Raw genomic sequence first — 17,091 nt, 5'->3', positions numbered from 1 at the left:
CGACTTCAAGACTGACGCAAAAAAAATGTGGGAGGGGGCTTGCCCCCGATTCCGGTGTGTCAGTCGACATCTAATTGACTGATACACCGCTATCGGGGGCAAGCCCCCTCCCACATTTGAACTTCGGCGCAATCAAGCACCGCCTTCCATCACATCAATTCAGCACCGCAGCGCCGACTCTCTGTGCCTTGCGACGGCTCGAAACGAACAGCCCCGCCGCCACCACCAGCAAGCTCAGGACCCCGGTCGCGATGATCTCGACCCGATGGGCTTCCTGGAACAGCATGATGGTCAGCGTACCAACGATGAACACCATCACCGCGTAGGTGAGGCCTGGGAACAGCCACATCTTGAAGACAAGCGTCTCGCCCGCCGCAATACGTTTCTGACGCATGCGCAGTTGCGACACCGCGATCACCAGGTAAACCAGCAACGCGATGGCACCGGAACTGGCCAGCAGGAATTCAAACACTGCCGCCGGCGCCACGTAGTTGGCGAAGACCGCCAGGAACGCTGCGCCCGTGGACAGCATCACCGCCCAGTAAGGCGTGCCGCTTTTGTTGGTGCGCTTGGCCACGGCGGGTGCATCACCACGACGGCCCAGGGAGAACAGCATGCGCGAGGCGGTGTACAGCGCCGAGTTGAGGCAGCTGGTCACGGCAACCAAGACCACCAGATCGACGATCAGCTTGGCATTCGGGATGCCCATGCCTTCCAGCACGGTCTGGTAGGAACCTACGGCAGCCAGGGTCGGATCGTTCCAAGGCACCAGGGACACCACGATGAAGATCGACAGCAGGTAGAACAAACCAATCCGCCAGATCACCGAGTTGGTGGCCTTGGTGATTTGCTGGCCCGGGTCCTTCGACTCAGCGGCAGCGATGGTGACAATCTCGGTGCCCATGAACGAGAACATGGTGGTCAGGATCGCCGCCAGGACCGCGCCCATGCCGTTCGGCATGAAGCCCTGGGTGTCGAAAAGGTGAGAGACACCGCTGACCTGGCTGTTCGGCAGGAAGCCGAAGATCGCCAGCAGGCCGAGGATCACAAAGCCGACGATCGCCACGACTTTGATCAGCGCAAACCAGAACTCGAACTCACCGTAGTGCTTCACGCTGAACAGGTTGGTCGCCGTCAGCAGCAAGGTGATGATCAGGGTAAACGCCCAGATGGCCACGTTGGGGAACCAGGCATTAAGAATGGTCGCGGCGGCGTTGGCTTCCAATGGAATCACCAGCACCCAGAACCACCAGTACAGCCAGCCGATGGTGAAACCGGCCCAGTGCCCGATCGCCCGATCAGCGTAGGTAGAGAACGAACCGGTGTCCGGTGACGCCACGGCCATCTCGGCCAACATGCGCATCACCAATACCACCAGCGCGCCGGCAGCGGCATAGGCCAGCAGTACCGCAGGGCCGGCGGCAGCAATCGCGTGGCCGGAGCCGACAAACAAACCGGCACCAATGACGCCGGCAATCGAGAGCATGGTGACGTGACGCGGTTTGAGCCCCTGTTCGAGGTCATTGGAGCTTTGCGTACTACTCATTGACACACCTTTACGAGGAATTGCGAAAACGATCCGCCCGGTGTGTGCCTTCCTCGTGAAAAGAAACAAACGGGGCGTTCTTTATTTTTTACGCAATATTTGCGCCAAAATATTACAGATCCGCAATTGACGCGGGCTGTAGGACGATTCAACAGACCTCGCAAGTCATTGAGAATCATGGCATTCCGCTATAGCGTTACCGAGCGACCCACTTTCACCCCGGCGAGCGCACCATAAATACACACAAAAAGTACGTAACGCCCCATAAGAGGGCCAAGGAGTGCCGTTTGCCCGGTTAACCCTTCCAACACCCGCCCAAAGCTGGCACCATCGCGCCCTTTTTCACGCGAAGCCTGCGGGATTTTCAGGTTCAAACGGCTGTTCGGTTGTTGCTGGCGCGACACGCTGCTGTGCCGATGCGACACCCTGCCGCAGACCACCTGTTGACCATCCGCCGCGCTGTTGGCTGCCATCCAAACGCTATGCTAGCTTGGCGCCTCGCCAGGAAGGCAACCCAACAGCAGGAACGCAACGAACACAATGAGGACCGCACATGGCTCTGGCCGCGCCCGCGCTTGAAATCCGCAACTTGCATAAACGCTATGGTGAGCTGGAGGTACTCAAAGGTATCTCGCTGACCGCTCGCGATGGCGATGTGATCTCGATCCTGGGTTCCTCCGGCTCCGGCAAGTCCACATTCCTGCGTTGCATCAACCTGCTGGAAAACCCGCACCAGGGGCAGATCCTGGTGGCCGGCGAAGAGCTCAAGCTCAAGGCGGCGAAGAACGGCGAGTTGATGGCCGCCGACGGCAAGCAGATCAACCGCCTGCGCAGCGAAATCGGGTTTGTGTTTCAAAACTTTAACCTGTGGCCGCACATGAGCATCCTCGACAACATCATCGAGGCCCCACGCCGTGTACTCGGCCAGAGCAAGGCCGAAGCCATCGAAGTGGCCGAAGCCCTGCTGGCCAAGGTCGGCATCAGCGACAAGCGCCACGCCTACCCCGCGCAACTGTCCGGCGGCCAGCAGCAACGGGCGGCCATCGCGCGCACCCTGGCGATGCAGCCCAAAGTCATCCTGTTCGACGAGCCCACCTCGGCCCTTGACCCGGAAATGGTCCAGGAAGTACTTAATGTGATCCGCGCGCTGGCCGAAGAAGGCCGCACCATGCTGCTGGTCACCCATGAAATGGGCTTCGCCCGCCAGGTGTCCAGTGAAGTGGTGTTCCTGCACCAGGGCCTGGTCGAAGAGGAAGGATCGCCACAGCAGGTGTTTGACAACCCGCTTTCGGCGCGCTGCAAACAATTCATGTCCAGCAACCGCTAACGGAGCAACCTGCATGCAGAACTATAAAAAATTCCTTCTGGCCGCGGCCGTTTCGATGGCGTTCAGCGCCACGGCCATGGCAGAAACCCTGAAAATGGGGATCGAAGCGGCCTACCCGCCGTTCAACAATAAAGATGCCAGCGGCAACGTCGTCGGCTTCGACAAAGACATCGGCGACGCCCTCTGCGCCAAGATGAAAGTCGAGAAGTGCGAAGTGTATGTGTCGGACTGGGACGGCATCATCCCAGCGCTGAACGCCAAGAAGTTCGACTTCCTGGTGTCCTCGCTGTCGATCACCGACGAACGCAAACAAGCCGTCGACTTCACCGACCCGTACTACTCCAACAAGCTGCAGTTCATCGCGCCGAAAGCCACAGCAGACTTCAAGCCCGACGCGGATTACCTGAAGGGCAAGATTATCGGCGCACAACGCGCAACGTTGGCCGGTACCTACCTGGAAGACAAGCTGCCTGACACCACCGCCAAGCTCTACGACACCCAGGAAAACGCCTACCTCGACCTCACATCCGGTCGCCTGGACGGCATCCTCGCCGACAAGTACGTGCAGTACGAATGGCTCAAGAGCAAAGACGGTTCCGCCTACGAGTTCAAGGGCGACCCGGTGGTCGAGAGCGACAAAATCGGTATCGCCGTGCGCAAAGGCGACCCGCTGCGCGAACGCCTGAACAAAGCCCTGGCAGAGATCAAGGCCGACGGCACCTACAAGAAGATCAACGACAAGTACTTCCCTTTCAGCATCGAATGATCTGAACGGTATGCCCGGCGCGCTCCCAGGGGCGCGCTGGCTTTCAGCCTTGCCTGCCGCGATATGAAAACACCATGAATTTCGATCTCTACGGATTCGGCCCGGCGCTCGCCGCTGGCGCGCTGATGACCGTCAAGCTGGCGCTCACGGCCCTGTGCCTGGGGCTGGTACTCGGCCTGGCCGGCGCTTTGGCCAAGACTTCCCCGTACAAGCCGTTGCAATGGCTGGGCGGGGCTTACTCGACCCTCGTTCGCGGTATTCCCGAACTGTTGTGGGTGCTGCTGATTTACTTCGGCACGGTCAACCTGATGCGTGCCCTCGGGGAGTTTTTCGGTAACCCCGACCTGTCTCTCAGCGCTTTTGCCGCCGGGGTTATCGCCCTGGGCCTGTGCTTTGGCGCTTACGCCACGGAAGTGTTCCGTGGCGCGATCCTCGCCATTCCCAAGGGCCACCGCGAAGCCGGTGTGGCATTGGGCCTGTCGAAATTTCGCATCTTCACCCGCTTGATCATGCCGCAGATGTGGCGCATTGCCCTGCCGGGCCTGGGCAACCTGTTCATGATCCTGATGAAAGACACCGCGCTGGTATCGGTGATCGGTCTTGAAGAAATCATGCGCCATGCGCAGATCGGTGTGACCGTGACCAAGCAGCCGTTCACCTTCTTCATGGTGGCGGCGTTCATGTACCTGGGCCTCACCGTGCTGGCCATGACCGGCATGCACTTCCTGGAAAAACGCGCCAGTCGTGGCTTTGCAAGGAGCACCCAATGAGCGGCGACTATAGCTGGCTGTCCCATTTCGACCTGGGCCTGAACTGGGCCGTGATCATCAAATGGCTGCCCAAACTGGCCCAGGGCGCGACCCTCACCCTTGAGTTGGTGGCTATCGCGGTGATTGCCGGCCTGCTGCTGGCGATCCCGCTGGGCATCGCCCGCTCTTCGCGCCGCTGGTACGTGCGTACCCTGCCCTATTGCTACATTTTCTTCTTTCGCGGCACGCCGTTGCTGGTGCAGTTGTTCCTGGTCTACTACGGCCTGGCGCAGTTCGATGCGGTGCGTAACAGCTTCATGTGGCAATACCTGCGCGATCCGTTCTGGTGCGCCACCGCCACCATGACCCTGCACACTGCCGCCTATATCGCCGAGATCCTGCGCGGTGCGATCCAGGCCATCCCGCCGGGTGAAATCGAAGCAGCGCGGGCCTTGGGCATGTCCAAGCCGAAGACGCTGTTCTACATCATCCTGCCGCGCGCCTCGCGCATCGGCCTGCCGGCCTACAGCAACGAAGTGATCCTGATGCTCAAGGCCAGCGCCCTGGCCAGCACCGTGACGCTGCTGGAACTGACCGGCATGGCGCGCACCATCATTGCGCGCACGTACCTGCCGGTGGAGATCTTCTTCGCCGCCGGGCTGTTCTACCTGCTGATGGCCTACGTACTGGTGCGCGGCTTCAAACTGCTGGAACGCTGGCTGCGAGTCGATGCCTGCCAGGGACGTTGAAGCGCGTTTCCAGGCGCTGGATGCGTTCCTCACCGAGCACCAGGGGCTGTGGCGACCGCGGCCCTTCACGCATCGCCAGCTACCCTGGGAACACCAACACCCCGAGCTCGCCCAGTGGCTGCGCCGGCGCTCGCTGGCCGACGCGGAAAGCAGCCACAACCAGCCCCACGAGCTGCCCGCCCCCGCGCCTTTTCCACAACTGGCCGCGCAAGCGCTGCGTCTCAGCGCTGTGGATAAGTTACCGACCCAGCCCCTGGCACCCGCCCGCCACCGCCTGAACGTCGATGTGCCCGGCCGCAAGTGGCAACAGATCGAAGCGTTCGGCGCCGCCCTGCGGTTCGCGCAAACACCCAGGCACTGGCTGGACTGGTGCGCCGGCAAAGGCCACCTCGGCCGCCGCCTGCTGCACACCGGGCAACAGCTGACCTGCCTGGAATACGATCCGGCCCTGATCAGCTCCGGCCAAGCCTTGAGCGACCACCATCAATTGCCGGTCACCCATCGCCGGCAAGACGTGCTGGCCGATGTAACGCTCAGCGCCGCACACACCCCCGTCGCCCTGCACGCCTGCGGTGACCTGCACGTGCGCCTGCTGCAACTGGCCAGCGCTGCCGGCTGCAAGCAACTGGCGCTGGCGCCGTGCTGCTACAACCGCATCCACGCCGACCGCTACCAGCCGCTGTCGGGCGCAGGCCGCGCTTCGGCGTTGCAGTTATCGGTCGATGACCTGGGTCTGCCCCTCAGCGAAACCGTCACCGCCGGCAAGCGGGTACGCCAGCAACGGGATACGTCCATGGCCAGGCGCCTGGGTTTCGATCACCTGCAGCGCCAATTGCGCCATTGCGACACGTACTTGCCCACGCCTTCCTTGCCTGCCAGTTGGCTGGATAAACCCTTTGCCGACTATTGCCGCGAGTTGGCCAGCCTCAAAGGGTTATCCACAGGCGAGCAGGATTGGGCAGCGCTGGAGGCGCACGGGTGGCGGCGCTTGGCCGAGGTCAGAAACCTGGAACTGCTGCGAGGGTTGTTTCGGCGCCCGCTGGAGCTGTGGTTGGTGCTGGATCGGGCACTGTTTCTGCGCGAACAAGGCTACAAGGTTGAAGTAGGCAGCTTCTGCGAAACCACGCTGACCCCGCGCAACCTTATGGTGCTGGCTGAGCGCGATTAAGGGGCGGCTTTTTCTGCACTCGCCCTGTGGATAACTCTGTTGATGAAATCTTTACCGAGGATTTAAACGTCTGCGCTACAGGCAAAACGCCACATTGGTCATTTTTTGTTCACAGAATAAAACGCACGCAAAACAGGCAGTTGCAGCGTGTTGAGAATGGCTCCACCCAGGGCCGGTTCCGGGGCGCTGCCAACCTGCCGATTGTGCATAAGCATTTGGCGTTAAGCGCATAAAGGGTGATTTAGCGGGCCTTTTTCCGCGCGATCAATAACCGGCACAGGGCGTTGATATCGTCGCAGGCCACGCTCGCCGCGAGTTTATCCAAGGGGTCCGTCGCAAAGGCCAGCGCTTCGCTGATCGACGGTTCGCGATGCACGACTTCCAACGGACGGTCGCCCAGGCGCAGTTTGAATGCGTCAACCATGTCCAGGCTGAACGCCGAGCGCTCATCCAATTGATTGATTACGTAGAGGCGTTGTGGCGGGCGCTCACGCTCAAGGTAACCCGCCAGCACGGCGTCCAATTGGTCCAGCGTACCGAGACAGGCGGCATTCGGCTGAACGATGACCAACACGAAATCAGCCACGCTCAACGCTTGATGCAGATAAACGTTATCGCCGGCCGGGGTATCGATGAGCATGATCTGTCGTTCACTTAACCCCAACGTCGACAGGTGCTGTGCCAGCCACTTCGGTTCGCGCGTGAGCCAACCCTGCAGGTTGTCCTTCTGCTGGATGCCGGTGTTCCCAAAGGGAATCACCTGGCAACCGGCGAACCCTGCTTGCAGGAGGGTCTCCCATCGCGTGTTGAGCAAGCTGGCACGGCCGACGCCAAGGAGTTCAGGGTCCACGCCGAAGTGCTGGCGCAACGCGTTTTGAGGGTCGAGGTCCAGCGCCACCACCGACTCGCCCAGGCGCTGCAAGCCGCTGCTCAACGCCGTGACCAAGGTACTGCGGCCGACGCCGCCATTGACCGAGACCAGTGCCACCACTGTAGGGCACGGTGCGCTCAAGTCGTAAGGCTGGGGTTGCTCATAGGCCGATGGCGCATGGGTGGAAAAGCGCGAGCCGTCTTTCTGGTTCAGGCGGGTGCCATCATCGAACGGAAGGGTGCCGAAAAAATGCAGCCGTGCGTTTCGCCCCTTGGGGTCGCGGGGCCGGCTATTGCCGCACAGGGCAAATAGATCATCGGTACGACTCATGGCCAGAGCTCCTTCACGGCGCAATCAAAGACGTTAACGGTCGGCAGATAAGGCCGACCGCAGGTCTTTTTGTCGGCGCTTTCGTTGCGACATTCTGTAGCAGGCGGTATGAGGTGTCATTATTTTGATGGTATTGGCGCATTCCTTTCAGACGAGCGGAAAACAGCCAATTTACCGGCACTCAATTAGGCTAAATTGCTGCAAAGTGATTTCATCGTGCCATTGTTTTTTACCCGGTATCACCGCACCATTGCCACACCTTAAATGCTGCAAGCTCGGGTAATCGCGGTGGCGATACGCTTTAACTTCCCTCGGTTCCTGTACGGTCTGGCCATCACGCTGTTGCTGGGTGGCGGCCTGCTGGGCAATCTGCTCGCCGATTGGGATTTCAGCCAGATCAGCCGCCGCGCCGAGGCGCTTTACGGGCCTCTGGGCGCAGGGCGCCAGCGTATCGATGCCTGGCAGCAACTGCTGGCGACGCAAAAGCAGGTCAGCGAGACCGAACAACTCAACGTGGTCAACTTGTTCTTTAACCGCCAGTTGCACTACGAGGAAGATATCGACCTGTGGCACGAGATTGATTATTGGGCGACGCCCATTCAATCCCTGTGGAAAGGCGCCGGTGACTGTGAAGACTATGCCATCGCCAAATACTTCAGCCTGCGTCACTTGGGTGTCCCGGCCGAGAAGCTGCGCATAACCTACGTCAAGGCCTTGCGCCAGAATCGTGCGCATATGGTACTGACCTACTATGCAAGCCCGGAAGCCATGCCGTTGGTACTGGACAGCCTGATGGACCCCATTCTGCCGGCCAGCCAGCGTCCGGACCTGCTGCCCGTCTACGCGTTCAACGGCGAAGGGCTGTGGCTGACCGGCGCAGCGGGCAACAAGAAAGTCGGTGATACCAAGCGCCTGTCACGCTGGCAGGATGTCTTGAAAAAAATGACCGCCGAAGGGTTTCCGGCCAATTCGGGTAATTAACAGGAGCTACGATGTCACTGTTCAAACAATTGCTGATCGCTATCTGTGTGTTTCTAGTGGTTGCCTTCAGCGGTAGCTTCATCGTCAGCCTGGAAAGCTCGCGTGCGCAGTACGTCAACCAGTTGCGTTCCCACGCCCAGGACGCGGCGACCGCACTGGCGCTGTCGCTGACGCCGAACATCGATGACCCGGCGATGACCGAGCTGATGGTCAGCTCGATCTTTGACAGTGGCTACTACGCGAGCATCCGCGTGGTGGACCTGAGCAATAACCAGGTGCTGGTGGAGCGTGCCGCCGAGCCTGATGCCAGCGGCGTACCGGCCTGGTTCGTGAAAATGATCGGCCTCGCGCCAGCCGGCGGCGATGCGATCGTCAGCCGTGGCTGGCAGCAGGCGGCACGGGTCGAGGTGGTCAGCCACCCGATGTTTGCCCTGGCCAAACTCTGGCAGAGCGCGCTGGGCAGCCTGGGCTGGTTGCTGCTCTGCGGTGCCGCGAGTGCGGTGCTGGGCGCACTGTTGCTGCGCCGTCAGTTGAAGCCGCTGGACTATATGGTCGAGCAGTCCCACGCCATTGCACGGCGCGAATTCATCAGCCTGCCCGACCTGCCCCGCACCCCCGAATTGCGGCGCGTGGTGCAGGCCATGAACCAGATGGTCGAGAAGCTCAAGGCGTTGTTCAATGAACAGACCGAACGCAGCGAGAAGCTGCGCGTGGAGTCCTATCAGGACAGCCTGACCGGGTTGGCGAACCGGCGTTATTTCGAAATGCAGCTCAACTCGCGGGTCAGCAACCTGGAGGAAGCCAGTTCAGGCTATCTGCTGATCTTGCGGGTCAACGACCTGGGCGGTCTCAACCAGCGCCTGGGCGGGCAACGCACCGACCAACTGCTGCAAGCCGTCAGCCAGCAACTGGTGCGTACCTGTGCCAAGTACCCGGAAACCCATAACCTGATCACCCGCAGCCGTGGCGGCGAGTTCGCGGTGCTTGCCCCAGGCCTGGTGCGTCACGAAGCGGTGCAACTGGCCCAGGCGCTGGAAATCATCCTGCAGAGCCTGCACGAAACGGGCGCCACCGACATGTCGATCGTGGCCTACATCGGGCTCGCACCCTACAAACCCGGCGATGCCTCGGCAGACCTGCTGATGCTGGCCGACCAGGCCCTGGCCCAAGCTGAAGCCGGTGGCGGCCAAACCTGGGTATGCCTGGAGCAGCAGACCTCGGGCACCGTCAGCGACGACTCGCACAGCTGGCACACCCTGCTCGACGATGCCCTGAATCAAGGGCGCTTCCGCTTGTTTTTCCAGCCGGTGGTCAGTAGCAGCGATACCCGTCAGGTGCTGCACTACAAGGTGCTCTCACGCCTGCTCGACAACCAGGACCAGACCATTGCGGCGGGGCACTTCCTGCCCTGGCTGGAGCGCTTCGGCTGGACGGCACGGCTTGACCAACTGATGCTCGACCTGGTGATCAAGCACCTGGCAGAGCACAACCAATCGGTGGCATTGAACCTCTCGGCGGCGACCCTGAATGACCCGCAAGCCCTGGAGCGGATGTTCGAGCGATTGGCGCAACATCCCGCACTCGGCGCGCGCCTGACGCTGGAGATCGGCGAAGAGCAAGTGCCCGAGCAACTCCAATTGGAGCGTCTCACCCGACGCATGCGCAGCCTGGGATACAGCCTTGGCCTGCAACGTTTCGGTGGGCGTTTCAGCATGATCGGCAACCTGGCGAAACTGGGCCTGGCGTACCTCAAAATCGACGGCAGCTATATCCGAGCCATTGATCAGGAAAGCCACAAGCGCATTTTTATCGAGGCGATCCAGCGGGCCGCCCACAGCATTGACTTGCCGTTGATTGCCGAGCGCGTGGAAACCGAAGGTGAGTTACGCGTGATTCGCGAGATGGGTATTGAAGGGGTGCAAGGCCAACTGGTCGGTGAGCCGTCGCCGTGGAAGTGGAGCGACGAATAATCATGCCTCCTTGACGCTCATGCCGTTAAGGAGGTGCGCTCGCCTCAGATCAAACCGCTTTCATCGTCATTGATCAGCTCACTCAACCCGCCCAGCGCCGTCCGAGCATGGGTACGCTCCATCACCTTGACCTGCGCGGCGGGCGGCAAGTCCGTGATGCGGATCACGCCCTTGGCGGTCAGCACCTGGATCAAGTCATCGAGCACCCGAATCATCTCGGAGTCGCTCTGTTGGAGCTGCTTGAGGCTGTTGTCGATCACATCCGTGGCAAACCACGCCTGAATGTCCTGATGATCCGCCGGTAGAGTCCCGGTGGATTCGGCGAAGGCCTGCGCCTCGACGCGAACCAAAGCGTTGTATTGATCGCGTTGCACGTAGAACATCAGCGTTCTCCCAATAAAAAATCCCTGCAGGCGCCCACCTGGCTCCCACAGAGATTACACACATTTTCCCAAAGCTGGTGCCCGTGGAGCACCAATCCCGAAAGATTGGCGCTCCAGGGTGATCAGTCGTGATGCTTGACGGTCAGGTCGCCACCAGCGATCAGGCTGTTGATTGCGGCACTGCCACTGCCCCAGCTCGCGCCATCGATCTTGATCGTGACATCAGCCGTACCGCCACCCTGCGCCGTGAACGAACCGGTACTGCTGACACTCAGCGTCGAGCCTGACGAGTCGGTGGTCAACTTCAGGTAGCTGGACAAGTTGGTGTCGTTATTGCCTTGCAGCAAATCGGACAGGTCCAACTTATCGCCTTCACCGTGCTTGAAGTCGGTGATGGTATCGACGCCAGTCCCGGTGTTGGTATCCCCTTTGAGCCACACGAAGGTATCCGCCCCCGCGCCGCCGGTAAGGGTGTCGTTGCCCTTGCCGCCTACCAGGATGTCGTTACCCGCACCGCCGGAGAGCACATCGTTACCGCCTTGGCCGAACAGAATATCGTTGCCGGCGTTGCCGATCAGGCTGTCAGCACCATCGTTAGTGCCGTAGATGTTCGACGCGCTGGCCAATGCACCCACATCGGCGACGTGCTCGCTGATGAACTGATGCAAGGTGCGGTCGTCAATGTGGTCGACCGTCGTGGACAGTTTGTCGGCCGCGAACGCCTTGAGTGCAGCACTGCCTTCAAGGTTTTTGTAGCTGATCAGGTCGCCGAACAGAATGTCGTTACCCGAACCACCGGTGAGGGTGTCGGCGCCGGTATCGGCCGCGTGGCCGGTGATGGCATCCGCCAGCTTCGCAGTGTCGATCGTGGCGACGGTGTGATCGGTATCAAACTGCTTGAGCACAGTGGTATCAATGCTCGAGCCCAGACCGATGGCCTCGACGACAACCTTGCCTGGCACCGCGTTGACCAGATCGGAGTAGGCCGACTGGGCGTTGCTCATGGCGGTGCTGGCGTTGTTATAGACCGACGCCACGTCAAAGCCGCCGCTGCTGTTGGCAACCACGGTGCCTTCGTAAGTTTTAGTGCCCCAACCATCGTAGGAATAGACCTGGCCGGTTCCATCGACAATCACCTGCGTCTTGCCATTGATTACCGCGGTGACCGAGTTGGTCTGACCCAAGACGTAGTTGGAGTTCTTGACAATGCTGTCAAAGTAAACATTCGAGCCGAACCAGCCGGTCGAGCCCAGGAGAGGGTTGCCCTGAACGGCGGTGTACACGTTCGGCGCACCGTCGGTAACGAAGTACGTCAGGTTTTTTGCACCCACATTGCTCGTGGCTTCGTCGCTCTTGAACCAGTTGGTGGCGGCGTTGAACGCATCCTGATAGTTGGTCATGTCGCTCGATTTTGACGCCATCTGAGTCAACACAGCCTGCAAGGCAGCTTTGGCACCGGCCGCGTCGGCGAGGTTGACCGAGACCTGCGCTTCGACCCGAGTATCGAAGTCGACCAGCAACACTTTCACAATACCCGAGTCGCTCTTACCGGCATTGCTGATCAAGGTATCGAACACGGTCGCAAGCTGTGTCTTGATCGACGTCATCGCACTGCTACCGATACTGCCCGAGGTATCGACGATGAAGGCAATGTTGTAGTTGCTGCCCGCATTGACGATACCGCCTTTGTCGCCGACCACCACGTTGTTGGCCGAGGTGCTGCTCAGGTCGATGACATCGGCAGCGCCGCCGCCTTCAGTCACCACATAAGCCTGTGGCGTAACGGTAATGGTGCTGGTCGCCACCGACGAACTCAGGCTGTCAGAACCTTCGTTGTCCTTCACCGAGATCTCGACGGTGCGATCACCCGTAGTCGGATACTTGCTGGTGCTGGAGTACTGGAACGACTCAAGCAACGACTTGTAGGTGGCCGGGTCAGCTGCACCCGACAGGGTCAGGACGATTTTGCCACTGACGTCAGTGCCGACGCTGGTCAGGGTGACGCCTTTGTAAGTACCGCCCACCGTCACCAGGCTCGAACTGAGCTGGTCGCCCGCGCTGGCGTTTTTCAAGGTGATGGTCGCGCTTTGCATCTGGGTGCTGTCGACGTCACCGATCGCTACGCTACCGGTGATTGCTACCCCACCCGTACCGCGCTCGGCGTAGGCCGTGCTGTAGCTGGTGAGGACGGAGCCGTCTGCGGTGCTCAGGTCCAGGGTCGGTGCGTCGTTGACCGAGGTCACGGTGATAGTGCCGTTAGCCGGGGTCGAGGTCAGCGGATTGCTGCCGTTAGCGTTGCCGCTGTCGGTGGCGGTGTAGGTGAAGTTCGCCGTGCCGTTGAAGTTCGCGTTCGGCTTGAAGTACACAGTGGCTGAGCCGTTGACCGCGTCAATAGCGCCGGTCACCGCTTTGGTCATCGCCGCGTCGGTGTAGAAGGTGCCGTTGGTTGGCGTGCCGACAGTGAACGATTTCACGTTCGTCAGGCCGTCTACGTCGGTTGCGCTCAGTTTGACCGCGATACCTACGCTTGGGTCTTCAGCACCGGTCGCGGTGGTCGCCACAGCCACCGGCGCATCGTTGACCGGAGTCACGGTGATGGCGCCGTTGGCCGCTGGCGAAGTCAGTACGTTGGTGCCGTCAGCGTTGCCGCTGTCGGTGGCGGTGTAGGTGAAGTTCGCCGTGCCGTTGAAGTTCGCGTTTGGCTTGAAGTAAACCGTGGCTTCGCCGTTGACTGCGTTAATGGCGCCGGTCACCGCGTTGGTCATCGCCGCGTCGGTGTAGAACGTGCCATTGGTTGGCGTGCCGACAGTGAAGGATTTCACGTTCGTCAGGCCGTCTACGTCGGTCGCGCTCAGTTTGACCGCGATACCTACGCTTGGGTCTTCAGCACCCGTCGCGGTGGTCGCCACAGCCACCGGCGCATCGTTGACCGGAGTCACGGTGATGGCGCCGTTGGCCGCTGGCGAAGTCAGTACGTTGGTGCCGTCAGCGTTGCCGCTGTCGGTGGCGGTGTAGGTGAAGTTCGCAGTGCCGTTGAAGTTCGCGTTTGGCTTGAAGTACACGGTGGCTGCGCCGTTCACCGCGTTAATGGCGCCGGTCACCGCGTTGGTGATCGCCGCGTCGGTGTAGAACGTGCCATTGGTTGGCGTGCCGACAGTGAAGGATTTCACGTTCGTCAGGCCGTCTACGTCGGTTGCGCTCAGTTTGACCGCGATACCTACGCTTGGGTCTTCAGCACCGGTCGCGCTAGTGGCTTCAGCCACCGGCGCATCGTTGACCGGAGTCACGGTGATGGCGCCGTTGGCCGCTGGCGAAGTCAGTACGTTGGTGCCGTCAGCGTTGCCGCTGTCGGTGGCGGTGTAGGTGAAGTTCGCCGTGCCGTTGAAGTTCGCGTTTGGCTTGAAGTACACGGTGGCTGCGCCGTTGACCGCGTTAATGGCGCCGGTCACCGCGTTGGTCATCGCCGCGTCGGTGTAGAACGTGCCATTGGTTGGCGTGCCGACAGTGAAGGATTTCACGTTCGTCAGGCCGTCTACGTCGGTTGCGCTCAGTTTGACCGCGATACCTACGCTTGGATCTTCAGCACCGGTCGCGGTGGTCGCCACAGCCACCGGCGCATCGTTGACCGCAGTCACGGTGATGCTGCCGTTGGCCGCTGGCGAGGTCAGTACGTTGCTGCCGTCAGCGTTGCCGCTGTCGGTGGCGGTGTAGGTGAAGTTCGCCGTGCCGTTGAAGTTCGCGTTTGGCTTGAAGTACACGGTGGCTGCGCCGTTGACCGCGTCAATGGCGCCGGTCACCGCGTTGGTCATCGCTGCGTCGGTGTAGAAGGTGCCGTTGGTTGGCGTGCCGACAGTGAACGATTTCACGTTCGTCAGGCCATCTACGTCCGTCGCACTCAGCTTGACCGCGATGCCTACGCTTGGATCTTCAGCACCGGTCGCGGTGGTCGCCACAGCCACCGGCGCATCGTTGACCGCAGTCACGGTGATGCTGCCGTTGGCCGCTGGCGAGGTCAGTACGTTGCTGCCGTCAGCGTTGCCGCTGTCGGTGGCGGTGTAGGTGAAGTTCGCCGTGCCGTTGAAGTTCGCGTTTGGCTTGAAGTACACGGTGGCTGCGCCGTTGACCGCGTCAATAGCGCCGGTCACCGCTTTGGTCATCGCTGCGTCGGTGTAGAAGGTGCCGTTGGTTGGCGTGCCGACAGTGAACGATTTCACGTTCGTCAGGCCATCTACGTCCGTCGCACTCAGCTTGACCGCGATGCCTACGCTTGGATCTTCAGCACCGGTCGCGGTGGTCGCCACAGCCACCGGCGCATCGTTGACCGCAGTCACGGTGATGCTGCCGTTGGCCGCTGGCGAGGTCAGTACGTTGCTGCCGTCAGCGTTGCCGCTGTCGGTGGCGGTGTAGGTGAAGTTCGCCGTGCCGTTGAAGTTCGTGTTCGGTTTGAAGTAAACCGTGGCTTCGCCGTTGACCGCGTTAATGGCGCCGGTCACCAGTTTGGTCATGGCCGCATCGGTGTAGAAGGTGCCATTGCTCGACGCCCCGACGTTGAACGACTTGACGTTGGCCAGACCATCGACATCGGTGGCGGACAGCTTGACCGCGATCCCGACACTTGGGTCTTCAGCACCGGTCGCCGTGGTGGCGATCGCCACTGGCGCATCGTTGACCGCAGTGATCACGACGCTCACCTTGCCAGTCGTGACTTCTTCAACCTGCGTGCTCAACTCTTTGGCCGTTGCCGTCACAGTCAGATCGAAATTGGCCGTCGCATCCTTGGCCGGAGTGACGGTCAAGGTACCCAGGTTCCAATTGCTGACATCGTACTGGGTGGTCGCACCCGTCGAGGTATAGCTGTGGCCCGTGGCGCCGTCGGTAATGACAGCGCCTGCAGGCAGGCCGCTGATTTCTACCTTGTGCGATTCCGACTGGTCATTGTCGACAAACGTGGTCGTGATCGGGCTGATCTTGATCGCACTGTCTTCCAGGCCGTGGTTGTAAACGTAGCCGGTGTAATAGCCTTCTCCGTTGACCACGTGAGCATCGTTAAAGACCGCGCCGGCGGCTTTCAACGCGTCCAGGCTGGTATAGGTCTGCACGCCGCTGCTACCCAACGCCATCGACGGGCCGCTGTTGATCGAGACATTGACGTCGTAGTTGCCCGGGCCGTTCTGGTTGTAGTGATAGATGTCGAGGGTGTAATAACCCGACTCTGTCGGCGTAAAGGGGGTTGCGTTGATACCGCTGCCCTGGCTCCAGGTCTCGGTCGACACCAACTTGCCGCCGACGGTAACCGCCAGGCTGTCATCGGCGCTGCCGGTGAAGCTGTAGCTCTTGCCGGCTTCCAGGTAAACCAGGCCAGAGACTTTGGTCGCGGTGAATTCCACCACATTACCGTTGCTCACGTTTGCGGTCACACCCGTGGAGGCTGCGCTGCCAGGCGTTTGGGCGTTGATGACCCGAATCAAATCGCTGGACTGAACAACACCATTACCGTTCGTACCCAATTCACCAGGCAGGTTCCCGCCGGTCCAGGTTTGAATGGTCAAGCCAGTTGGCACGTCACCGAACGAGCCGACCGTCACGACAGGAACGTCCGTCACCGGGTGGATATCCACGGTGATGGTTTGAGTGCCGCTGTTGAGCAGGCCATCGGTAGCCTGGAATTTCAGTTCGGTGTAATCGCCCTGTTTGTTACCGACGCCGGAGTTGCCGAAGCTGCTATCACCCGACTCGTTGGCCGCTGGGCTGTAACGCACATTGTGATTGTCGAAGTCGGCCTGGCTGAAAGCCTTGCCCGGCGACGTATCAGTTTTCAGATCAGCTGCGTTGAGCTGGACCCAAACACCGTCGACTTTGTACTCGATGGCACCGTTGGGCAAGCTGGTGAAGACGACTTTCAGGTTCGTGGAATCCACATCATTGACCCCGAACGTCGACCATTTCAGATCGACTGGGGTGTCTTCGCTGCTTTCTATGTGGCCATTGCTCGCAGTCGGCGCGTCGTTGACCGGGGTCACGGTGATGGTGCCGTTAGCGGGAGCCGAAGTCAGCGGGCTACTGCCGTCAGCGTTGCCGCCGTCGGTGGCGGTGTAAGTGAAGTTCGCGGTGCCGTTGAAGTCCGCGTTTGGTTTGAAGTAAACGGTCGCTTCGCCGTTGACCGCGTCAATTGAGCCAGTCACCGGTTTGGTCATGGCGGCGTCGGTGTAGAACGTGCCGTTGGTTGGCGTGCCGACGGTGAAGGACTTCAC

At 60.6% G+C, this 17,091-nt stretch carries 12 protein-coding genes; 7 read left to right on the top strand and 5 right to left on the bottom strand.

Annotated features, from left to right (window positions below; all coding sequences use genetic code 11):
- Positions 1 to 154: 154 nt before the first annotated feature.
- Together gabP and ACP7CJ_RS26270 are read right to left on the bottom strand one after the other, a co-directional pair.
- Complete coding sequence (gene gabP / locus ACP7CJ_RS26275) at positions 155 to 1,546, bottom strand: GABA permease (RefSeq protein ID WP_247405981.1); 1,392 nt, start codon at positions 1,544 to 1,546, stop codon at positions 155 to 157.
- 188 nt (positions 1,547 to 1,734) lie between these two features.
- A complete protein-coding gene (locus tag ACP7CJ_RS26270) occupies positions 1,735 to 2,019 on the bottom strand; it encodes a hypothetical protein (RefSeq protein WP_426102689.1) in 285 nt (94 codons plus the stop codon).
- Between the two features lie 80 nt (positions 2,020 to 2,099).
- Between ACP7CJ_RS26270 and ACP7CJ_RS26265 the strand changes: the two genes are divergently transcribed.
- From ACP7CJ_RS26265 to ACP7CJ_RS26245, 5 genes are all read left to right on the top strand, one after another.
- Positions 2,100 to 2,873 carry an ABC transporter ATP-binding protein gene (locus tag ACP7CJ_RS26265; RefSeq protein WP_426102687.1) on the top strand — a complete coding sequence of 258 codons (774 nt, stop codon included), beginning with the start codon at positions 2,100 to 2,102 and terminating at the stop codon, positions 2,871 to 2,873.
- 13 nt (positions 2,874 to 2,886) lie between these two features.
- Entirely contained in the window at positions 2,887 to 3,639 is a 753-nt protein-coding gene (locus ACP7CJ_RS26260; protein WP_247405986.1) for an ABC transporter substrate-binding protein, read from the top strand.
- 74 nt (positions 3,640 to 3,713) lie between these two features.
- Positions 3,714 to 4,409, top strand: coding sequence for an ABC transporter permease (locus ACP7CJ_RS26255; RefSeq protein ID WP_104904104.1), 696 nt, complete (start codon positions 3,714 to 3,716; stop codon positions 4,407 to 4,409).
- 38 nt (positions 4,410 to 4,447) lie between these two features.
- Positions 4,448 to 5,137 (top strand): ABC transporter permease, encoded by a 690-nt coding sequence (locus tag ACP7CJ_RS26250; protein WP_276197883.1) that lies wholly within the window; start codon positions 4,448 to 4,450, stop codon positions 5,135 to 5,137.
- Positions 5,118 to 6,305, top strand: a complete 1,188-nt coding sequence (locus ACP7CJ_RS26245; protein ID WP_426102685.1) for a methyltransferase — start codon at positions 5,118 to 5,120, stop codon at positions 6,303 to 6,305. Before ACP7CJ_RS26250 ends, ACP7CJ_RS26245 begins: the two co-directional genes overlap by 20 nt.
- 241 nt (positions 6,306 to 6,546) lie before the next feature.
- Here the strand turns inward: ACP7CJ_RS26245 and bcsQ are convergent, their stop codons facing one another.
- Positions 6,547 to 7,506 carry a cellulose biosynthesis protein BcsQ gene (bcsQ, locus tag ACP7CJ_RS26240; RefSeq protein ID WP_426102683.1) on the bottom strand — a complete coding sequence of 320 codons (960 nt, stop codon included), beginning with the start codon at positions 7,504 to 7,506 and terminating at the stop codon, positions 6,547 to 6,549.
- Between the two features lie 288 nt (positions 7,507 to 7,794).
- Here bcsQ and lapG point away from each other — a divergent pair, with 288 nt between their 5' ends.
- Together lapG and lapD are read left to right on the top strand one after the other, a co-directional pair.
- On the top strand, positions 7,795 to 8,487 hold the full coding sequence (gene lapG / locus ACP7CJ_RS26235; protein WP_276195856.1) for a cysteine protease LapG: 693 nt from the start codon (positions 7,795 to 7,797) through the stop codon (positions 8,485 to 8,487).
- An 11-nt stretch (positions 8,488 to 8,498) separates the two neighbouring features.
- On the top strand, positions 8,499 to 10,457 hold the full coding sequence (gene lapD, locus ACP7CJ_RS26230; RefSeq protein WP_276195855.1) for a cyclic di-GMP receptor LapD: 1,959 nt from the start codon (positions 8,499 to 8,501) through the stop codon (positions 10,455 to 10,457).
- A 44-nt stretch (positions 10,458 to 10,501) separates the two neighbouring features.
- On the opposite strand, the gene ACP7CJ_RS26225 is transcribed toward lapD, so the two are convergent.
- Together ACP7CJ_RS26225 and ACP7CJ_RS26220 are read right to left on the bottom strand one after the other, a co-directional pair.
- Positions 10,502 to 10,840, bottom strand: coding sequence for a tryptophan synthase subunit beta (locus tag ACP7CJ_RS26225; protein WP_247400469.1), 339 nt, complete (start codon positions 10,838 to 10,840; stop codon positions 10,502 to 10,504).
- Between the two features lie 122 nt (positions 10,841 to 10,962).
- Positions 10,963 to 17,091, bottom strand: a 6,129-nt coding sequence (locus ACP7CJ_RS26220) for a tandem-95 repeat protein (RefSeq protein WP_426244318.1), incomplete at its 5' end; no start/stop codon positions are given.

This window comes from Pseudomonas sp. PSPC3-2 (assembly GCF_049897085.1).
GTDB classification, from domain to species: domain Bacteria; phylum Pseudomonadota; class Gammaproteobacteria; order Pseudomonadales; family Pseudomonadaceae; genus Aquipseudomonas; species Aquipseudomonas paraveronii.
This window is presented reverse-complemented; position numbering and strand designations above follow the sequence as displayed.